The 1779-nt window shown below is 58.0% G+C and carries 6 protein-coding genes; 5 read left to right on the top strand and 1 reads right to left on the bottom strand.

Going from position 1 to position 1779, the window contains the following annotated elements:
• From WCB02_RS38345 to WCB02_RS38325, 5 genes are all read left to right on the top strand, one after another.
• Positions 1-193: hypothetical protein (locus WCB02_RS38345; protein WP_423967333.1), on the top strand; the 193-nt coding region annotated here is incomplete at its 5' end.
• Between the two features lie 2 nt (positions 194-195).
• Entirely contained in the window at positions 196-396 is a 201-nt protein-coding gene (locus WCB02_RS38340; protein ID WP_423967331.1) for a hypothetical protein, read from the top strand.
• A 31-nt stretch (positions 397-427) separates the two neighbouring features.
• Positions 428-619: a hypothetical protein gene (locus WCB02_RS38335; RefSeq protein ID WP_423967329.1), complete on the top strand. Its 192-nt coding sequence runs from the start codon at positions 428-430 to the stop codon at positions 617-619.
• A gap of 196 nt (positions 620-815) precedes the next feature.
• Positions 816-1109, top strand: coding sequence for a DUF1064 domain-containing protein (locus WCB02_RS38330; RefSeq protein ID WP_423967326.1), 294 nt, complete (start codon positions 816-818; stop codon positions 1107-1109).
• 2 nt (positions 1110-1111) lie between these two features.
• On the top strand, positions 1112-1264 hold the full coding sequence (locus tag WCB02_RS38325) for a hypothetical protein (RefSeq protein WP_423967324.1): 153 nt from the start codon (positions 1112-1114) through the stop codon (positions 1262-1264).
• On the opposite strand, the gene WCB02_RS38320 is transcribed toward WCB02_RS38325, so the two are convergent.
• Positions 1261-1779: hypothetical protein (locus tag WCB02_RS38320; protein WP_423967322.1), on the bottom strand; the 519-nt coding region annotated here is incomplete at its 5' end. The two genes, WCB02_RS38325 and WCB02_RS38320, sit on opposite strands and share 4 nt — an antisense overlap.

Genomic DNA, 1779 nt, shown 5'->3' with positions numbered 1-1779 from the left:
GATCGACGCCTTCCCGCTTGACAACGCCGCCGAGCTAACCAAGATGGTCAAACAGAACGAGAAAGACCTCATCGACTTCTATCGAGCGCAACCGAAATACGAGGCGTGCTCGCGTTGCCGCCAAGTCGTTGACCTCAACGCGCTCGTGTGCAAGCCGTGCGCGAACGGCGAGAAATCGTACCTTAGGAGATGACCATGGCTAAAAACATGATGGGCTACACACCGGCCGATGACGGCGTAACAACGGAACGCCTCAGCAAGGTGCTTGAGCGCGGCGATGCTGTTTTGCTGTACCGTCCGAGCGCGAAGCTAACAATCGCCGTGCCAGCGAGTTGGGCCACCGTCGAACTTGAAGATCCAATCGAAGATTTCGATTGGGCGGATCGTATCGAATGAGCGACGAGCCATTACAGAAGGACGGTGACAAATGACCTACGATGACGTGCGCCAAGCCATCAACGCGCAGTTGCCGGCCGCAAGTCTCAACGGTGCAGACCGCATTGCCGCCGCCATCCTGGCGCTCATGATGCGCTCGGGCATGCAGAACGTCGATGCCACCACGCTTATGAACGCCTTCGTCAAGCCCGGCAGCGATCCGACCCAGGGCGGCGCGGTATGAAGCCTCTCCCCGGCACCCAGCCTGACCCAAGCATGTCCGCTTCAGGGCGTGCCAATGCAGCGATCGTCATTGCGGTCATTGCTGCCGTGGCACTCGGCTGGCTGGTGTTCCAATGAGGATCAGCGAGGCTGATGCCCGCAAAATGGGCGCTTTGCCATCGAGAATCGTTTCTAAGGGGCGTCTACGGGTTCCGACGATGAACAAGACGGAGGAGCGGTATTTCGACCTCCTGCGAGTCCGTAGAGCCACTGGAGAGCTTGCCTGGATTCGCTACGAAGGGGTCACGCTCAAGTTGGCCGACGACACCCGCTATACCCCGGACTTCGCGGTGATGCTTGCTAACGGCGAGTTGGAGATGCACGAAACCAAAGGGGCGTTCCGGCGTGAGGATTCTTTCGTGAAGCTCAAGGTCGCAGCCGAGCAATTCCCATTCCGATTTTACTTAGCGACTTGGACCAAAGACGATGGCTGGACCATCGAGGAAGTGTAACCATGAAACTGTTTTTGATGATCGCGCTCGCGGCGCTGGTACTCAGCGCGTGCGGCGGGGGCGGATCGCTGCCCGTGCATCCGACGCCAAGCCCAACGCCCTGCGTTGTGGTGCATCTCTGCAACGTGGAACCGGGACCGACGCCGACGCCTTAGGTGCCAATCGCTATCCAGGTTGTGGTTGTAGTAGTAGCACTGCCGCTACATGTAATTAACGTCCCAGAAACTTGATTGAAGGCTTGAACGCCCAGCAAAGAACCGGATGCCGTGAAGTACGTCGTCCCGTAAACGGTATAGCTAAATTGGCTCGAAAACGCGGCAGCTCCACTTAACGTAATGGTTACCGCCGCACCAGTGCCGACGAAAGATCCTATCACCATATGCAGCGTACTCGCAACCGCTGCCCCCGCTGCGGTGTAGCACGGCGGCACGTAACTATATGTTGAACCGCCGCCCACAATGCACCCGAGCGGTTTGCTAAACCCAAATGCACCACCCGCCGGATTAAGTACCGACGGATCGTTAAAGCTCAGTGTACCGCTTGTGCTCGATCCGCCCATCTGAATATGTCCGATCGTCGTACTGTAGGACGCAGCGAGATCGCCAGCGTTGACGCCCGGAGCCGTCGCACTTCCGGCGATAACCGCTCCAAGAAACGAGTAGTTTAAGCT

Origin of the sequence: Bradyrhizobium sp., from assembly GCF_049581145.1 — a bacterium.
GTDB lineage: Bacteria > Pseudomonadota > Alphaproteobacteria > Rhizobiales > Xanthobacteraceae > Bradyrhizobium.
The sequence above is the reverse complement of the archived record's forward strand: the minus strand, read 5'-3'. Positions and strand labels throughout refer to the sequence as shown.